Source organism: Blastocatellia bacterium (genome assembly GCA_035573895.1).
Lineage (GTDB): Bacteria > Acidobacteriota > Blastocatellia > HR10 > HR10 > DATLZR01.
Map to the genome: position 1 here is coordinate 1 of DATLZR010000033.1, position 6366 is coordinate 6366.

6 protein-coding genes are annotated in these 6366 nt (G+C 59.2%); 2 read left to right on the forward strand and 4 right to left on the reverse strand.

Annotation, left to right across the window (positions count from 1 at the left end; genetic code table 11):
* The 3 genes from VNM72_03900 to VNM72_03910 form a co-directional block, all read right to left on the reverse strand.
* A partial coding sequence (locus VNM72_03900) for a hypothetical protein (protein HXF04540.1) occupies nt 1-607 on the reverse strand: 607 nt, incomplete at its 3' end.
* A gap of 140 nt (nt 608-747) precedes the next feature.
* On the reverse strand, nt 748-1221 hold the full coding sequence (locus VNM72_03905; protein HXF04541.1) for a nucleotidyltransferase domain-containing protein: 474 nt from the start codon (nt 1219-1221) through the stop codon (nt 748-750).
* Complete coding sequence (locus tag VNM72_03910; protein HXF04542.1) at nt 1218-1682, reverse strand: HEPN domain-containing protein; 465 nt, start codon at nt 1680-1682, stop codon at nt 1218-1220. The genes VNM72_03905 and VNM72_03910 overlap by 4 nt, the downstream gene beginning before the upstream one ends.
* 619 nt (nt 1683-2301) lie before the next feature.
* On the opposite strand from VNM72_03910, the gene VNM72_03915 reads away from it, so the two are divergent.
* Together VNM72_03915 and VNM72_03920 are read left to right on the forward strand one after the other, a co-directional pair.
* The gene (locus VNM72_03915) at nt 2302-3096 is read left to right on the forward strand and encodes a glycerophosphodiester phosphodiesterase family protein (protein ID HXF04543.1); all 795 of its coding nucleotides are present in this window, start codon (nt 2302-2304) and stop codon (nt 3094-3096) included.
* Nucleotides 3097-3357: 261 nt separating this feature from the next.
* A complete protein-coding gene (locus VNM72_03920) occupies nt 3358-4677 on the forward strand; it encodes an inositol-3-phosphate synthase (protein ID HXF04544.1) in 1320 nt (439 codons plus the stop codon).
* 23 nt (nt 4678-4700) lie between these two features.
* Here VNM72_03920 and VNM72_03925 read toward each other — a convergent pair whose 3' ends face one another.
* On the reverse strand, nt 4701-6017 hold the full coding sequence (locus VNM72_03925; protein HXF04545.1) for a hypothetical protein: 1317 nt from the start codon (nt 6015-6017) through the stop codon (nt 4701-4703).
* Nucleotides 6018-6366 lie beyond the last annotated feature (349 nt).

Sequence of the window (6366 nt, forward strand, 5' to 3'; positions counted from 1 at the left end):
CCGTGAGAGCGGTGGCATCGGCGAGCGTCACCTCGGCCACGAGGGCCGAGCGTCGGCCCCATCGCTTCTCCTCTGCCTCGAACGGTTCGAACAGTTGCGGCAGCGCAATAACGCGCAGTCTCCGAAAGGGAAAGCGCGAGAGGATGGCATTGCCCTGAAGGGAAACCGTGTTTTCGCCGGGCCGATCCCGCTCGTCATTGATGCCCTTGGTCAATTCCAGAAAGGCCGGAGCGAACGCGGCGTGCAGGCCGAGCGCCTGACCGAGGTCCCGCGCGATATGGCGATTGCCCGACCGATTCATTCCCCAATCCACCTCGTTGAGAAGAACGAGATCGGCCTCACGAAGCAGCGGATGAGTCTGCAGGCAGTCGAGGATTCCCTCAAAGTTTTTCCCCTTTTCGATATTCCAGGCCACGGCGCGTATAAACCGACGCTCCCGCGGAGGAACGTCGGAAGCGGGATAAAGCGCCGTCATCTCCAAAAGAGCCCTCAATCGCGCTTTGTTCCGCCGATAGAACTCGGACCGGTAAAGGTCTTCAAGAGTAGCGAAGCGCTTCAGTCCCGCGATCATCTCCTGATGCGTCCTGTCCCGCTCCACAAACACCATAGCTGTGCGAGTGAAATATACCGACGGTGGTTCGCGCCGAGCAAGCACGACGTGGCGCAAACCATCGCGTCTGCGAGTCGTGACCGGCTCGAACGTGCGCGCCACCTGCGAGCAAACCCTATGCGTCAGGGGGATTCGGGTCAGAGGATGATTTCTTCACCCAATCGGGCGTCTTTTTTCAAGACCCAGTATTCGTATCCATCGGGATCGAACCGGCGTTCGGCTCCCAACTCAGCCAACCGCTCCTCAAGCCGTTTCAAGATGCGGGCGAAGAACTCGTCTCGATCAAACAGAATCACATGGCCGCTCAACAGTCCCAGGTAATAAGGCTTGATCACTTGAGCTTCCTCAGGCGTGAGCAGGATCGGAGAGAGAGCAGTTGCGAACTCCATGCCGATCCTCTTGTCAAGTTGACAGAGAAGCCTCTGCCGCTCCAGCCGACTTCGGGGGAAATGCTTCTTGACGATGAGCAGATCTATGTCGCTTTCGGGTCGAGCCTGACCCCGGGCCTGTGATCCGAAGAGAACGACACTGATGAGATCATCCCCCCACTCGGCCTGGAGAAGACTGAGAAATCGCTCTAAATCTCCCCTCAAGGACTCAGAGGCTCTCATGGCCGATCCTCTCCCTCACCCTCTTGCCTGGAAGTGGGCGCCGAACAGCCCCTGAGCAGAAGCTCGTACAACTCGACGAGCCGCCGGGCTCCGGCCAACGCCCTGGAGGCATCGTCGCGAGCGTAAAGCTGAGAGGCAGGGATGAGGTCCGTTTCATCGCCGTAAAATGCCTCACTTCTTTCGCGAAGGAGCGTCCGGGACAAATCTTCGATCCAATCCAACTCCTCTTGCCAGGAAGAGGGCAACAAGGATTGGTATGTCCGAAGTAGAGGCGCGACGTCATGACGTTTCGGCGGATCTATCCCCAAACACCTGAGAGTTCCCTTCAGGACGAGTTCGACGATTTCTTGAGCCTCACGGACAACGTCGTCGTAGGATGCCTCCTGGTACAAGAGTTCGAGGGCCCGCAGCCGCGCCCTGGCTTTGCGGAGATAATCTTTGGCCAGCGCCAGTGAGTTCATAAGTAGCCGAATTCGTGCCGGAGAACTATACCACAGAGGGGGCGAGGCTGACTACGCGCTGCCCCAATGAGGGCCCGGCGCTTAAAAAGTGCTCGTCCAACCGATCAACCATAATGTGCCGCCAGGAAGAGGTCGAGGTGTTCCCGTTTAACGAGTGTCGGCAGGGGTGAAACAGCCCCGATGACTTGCCGCCCTTCTGGAGAGGTGTGCCGAATGGAAGGGACGTATCACCCACGGCGGAGGGCAGTCCTCCAGGTTAGCCTCTCTCTTTGAACCGAATCCACCAAGTTCTGCCCGCCACGCGCCAGAGTGTGTAGAGGATTTGTTCGCCGTTGTCGGCCCCACCCGACGGGCAGGCGTCGAGGACAGGGCGGCGGGAGAGGGACCCTCCGAACTCCTTGATCCGAAATCGTCCCAGCGAGCGTTTGTCCAAATCCAGCCGGCGTCTTCCCCTGGCGCATCCATCGCGAGATCGTCTTGCGCGAGATGTCGTGCTTTTGCGCCCACCAGCTCGACTTCTTGCCGAGAGGATGACCGGACACTCCAGCTTTGCTCAGGGTCTCGTGAGCCGTTCTCAGCCCTTGTCTGAGCCGACTCGGGTGGGTAAAACTGTAGCCTCATGAAAACCGACAGGACACGACCGCTCATCATCGCTCATCGAGGAGCATCGGACCTGGCGCCGGAAAATACGCTTCCCGCCTTCGCCACCGCAATTGCTCAGGGGGCAGACGGAATTGAGCTGGATGTCCAGATGACCCGCGACGGAGCGGTCGTGGTGATTCATGACGAGACGGTGGGCCGAACAACCAACGGGCGGGGTCGGGTGAGCGACCTGACGCTGGATGAGCTTCGCCGGCTCGATGCGGGGAGCTGGTTCAACCGCGCCTATCCCCGGCGGGCGCGCACCGAGTATGTGGGATTGAGAGTGCCCACTCTCGATGAAGTATTGGCCATGGTGCGACCCACGCCGCTCATTCTCTGCATAGAACTCAAGCCGCAGCGGGAGCGTATCACCCAGATGATTGGAGCAACGCTCGGCGCCGTCCGCAAAGCCGAGATGGACGATCGCGTCGTCTACGCTTCGTTCGATCACGAATTGATGAAGCAGCTCAAGAAGCAGGCTCCCCATGCGCACATTGCCCTTCTCTACGACCCGCGAAGGATGACCGCGGGCTGGTCGGCGCGAGAGATCATTCGACCGGCTGAAGAAGCATCTGCGCGATGGGTTTCGCTCCATTATACGCTGGCTCGGCCGCGCGTCATCGCTGCTGTACGACGAGCTGGCCTGGGCACGGCCATCTGGACGGTCAATTCAAAAGCCCTCAGTCGCCTGTTGACCGCCCTGGGAGTTGATGCTTTGATCACCAACCGGCTCGAAAGAATCAAAAAAGAGGTTGTGAGCGAGGATCGGTGATTCTGCGCTGTGGGCACTGAAGACAAAGCGCAGACTCTTCCGTCCGCGAAGAAGCACAGCCGAAAGTGCACTGCGAACGGCACAGGCTGGAAAAGCCTTCGGAAGGAGTTACTCATGGGGCATGGGCTTCCGCCCTGAAACGACGAAAAATGAGAATCGGCCTTCAGATGAAAAGTGCCCGCTGATGTCTTTCATCCGCGGGCGGAGATTTTCGCCTCATTCCGCGTGTGTCGCGGGTATTTTTCCGAGGAGGGTTTCGCCATGATTCAAAAAGGAGTGACCATTGATCCTCCGCAGGGACGCCTTGGTGTACTACTTGTTGGTTTGGGGGCCGTGAGCACGACATTTGTGGCCGGAGTCGAAGCGATCCGGCGAGGTCTGGCCAAACCTTTCGGCAGCCTGACCCAGATGGGCACCATTCGCCTGGGCAAACGCACTGAGAATCGCGTGCCCCGGATCAAAGACTTCGTTCCCCTGGCCGAGCTTGATGATCTCGTCTTCGGAGCCTGGGATATTTTTGAGGACGACGCCTATGAATCTGCCGTGCACGCCGGCGTGCTCGATAAAGACCTGCTTAAGCAATTGGAACCCGAACTGCGGCAGCTCAAGCCCATGAAGGCCGTCTTCGACCGCCACTATGTGAAGCGGCTTTCCGGCACCCATGTCAAATCGGGCCGAAATAAACTGGAGCTGGCCCAGCAGCTCATCGAGGACATCGAGAACTTCAAAGCCCGCACCGGGTGTTCCCGGCTGGTCATGATCTGGTGCGCCTCGACGGAAATTTTCATGGAAGTCAACGAGCAGGCGCACGGCTCACTGGAAGCTTTCGAGCAAGCCATGAAGGAGAATTCCCCCCACATCGCGCCCTCGATGATCTACGCCTATGCCTCCATCAAGTGCAAGGTTCCGTTTGCCAACGGCGCTCCCAACCTCACGGTGGATATTCCGGCGCTGCGGGACATGGCCACGCTTTACGGCGTGCCCATCGCCGGCAAGGATTTCAAAACCGGCCAAACGCTCATGAAGACGATCATCGCGCCGGGATTGAAAGCTCGATTGCTCGGTTTGAGCGGATGGTACTCCACCAACATCCTCGGCAATCGCGACGGCGAAGTGCTCGATGACCCCGAAAGTTTCCGCACCAAGGAAGAGTCGAAACTCTCGGTGCTCGAATACATCTTGCAGCCGGACCTCTATCCCGAGCTTTACAAAAACTTCGTCCACCTCGTGCGGATCAATTACTATCCCCCGCGCGGCGATAACAAAGAGGGCTGGGATAACATTGATATCTTCGGCTGGCTCGGCTATCCGATGCAAATCAAGATCAATTTCCTCTGTCGCGATTCAATTCTGGCCGCGCCGCTGGTGTTGGACCTGGCTCTGTTTCTCGACCTGGCCGGGCGCTGCCGCATGAAAGGAATTCAAGAGTGGCTCAGCTTTTACTTCAAGAGCCCGATGACGGCTCCGGGACTCTATCCCGAACACGATCTGTTCATTCAACTGATGAAACTGAAGAACACGCTCCGCTATCTCCGCGGGGAGGAACTGATCACTCACCTCGGCCTGGAGTACTATGATTGAGAGGAGGAAAGGGCCGCTCCCGATCAGGGCGGACCGGCGATGGTGAAATCGCAGTTGGTCACATCGCGCACGAACGGGTTTTGCTTGCTCACGATGCGGATGCGACAGCGCGTCGACGACACGGTGGGAACCGTCCACAGGCGATCGGTGTTATTGGTGACATTGTCCAGGAGCACTCGAAACGTATTCCCCCCATCCACCGAGATGTCTATGCGCACGGTCGCGCCCGCATCACCCGAGAGCTGCCAGCGGAGTCGTTGCGTGCTTCCCGCCGGATAAACCTCCCGGCCGTCGGGAACAGTGAGGGTGATCGTCGGCTGGCCGGGGATGGTGATCATAAAGTCACCGTCGCTCGTGTCGAAGATGGTTGGATCCGCCAGGCTTGATACCCGCACGCGACACGCCGTCGAAAGCGGAACCGTCGGCGGAACGCGCCAGGTGACGCTCACCCCCGTCACGCCCTCGGCGATGGTGATGGGGAACGTCCGTCCCGAATCAGTTGACAGTTCGACCTTGACCGGCCCGCTCAGATTTTCCTGGCTCCAGAAGATGCGCTGATTGCTATTGACAATCCACGACTCGCCCAGATTGGGGAGATCCACGCGAATTCTCGGCTGAGACTGCTCGGCGCCACGCAAGAGAGTGCTCGGCGGATACTTCTCAGACGGCCCGGTCGGTTTCAGCGTCGGTGCGCCGCTTGGCCGACTCCCTGTCCGAACCGACATCTCGAGCAATGCCGCTGGCGTCACTGTTTGACTCGGCAGGGCGATGGCGAACAATCCGCTCTCACCGACGACGAAGGGATTAACGAGGCTCACGATCCGAATGCGGGCGGCACGCGGTTCGACCCCCGTGACCCGCCAGGCCTTGACGTTCTCACGGTTGGGAATATTCTCGACGCGGTCGAAGAGCACTTCGGTATAGGTCAGGCCTCCGTCGCGGGACAGCTCGATGCGCACGTCGCCAACAATATCCGTATTTTGCCAGCGAATGAATCGGTCGGTTCCGACAATCCATACTTCATTGGCCTGCGGCGCGGTGACGGTGATGGACTGTCGCGCCGGGCTGATGGTGAAGGCAGCATCGCTCATGTCCGGTTCGGGACCGGCTTCGAGCGGAGCCACTCCGATCCGACAGGCCGTGCAGGTGGGACCAGTCACACGCCAGCAAGCTGACCCGGTGTTGGGGACATCTTCGAGGCCGGGAATGGGCTCGAAATTCGTTCCATCACGAGCGAGAAAGATCGCAACACGCGCGTCGAAAGGATAATTCGCCGTGCTCCAGCGAATGCACTGGGCGCTATTGATCGGCCAATCTTCGCCGCCGTTGGGAACGGCCACCGTCAGAAGTGGAGTTGCCGATTGAGTCTCCGCGGTGGGAAGGCACCGAGTCAGAGACCCCGTGCTCCCACCCACGAGAACAAGAAAACAGAGCGTAGTGATCCTGCCGACCCGCAAGCACCCCGAAGCGAAGTGCCGCCCTCTTCTTGAAACCGTCATCGCCTTCAAAGACCGGTCACCAACACAAAGGGACTTTCTCTCATTGAGCCAGAAACGCAAAGACCTTGCCCTGACCCTGACCCAGGCCGAGCGTTCCCGGCTTGACGGATCCAACAACGACGTCCGCCCGAGCGTCCCCATTGATGTCGCCTGCGGCAACGGCAACCGAAAATTGGGCGTTGCGTTCCGG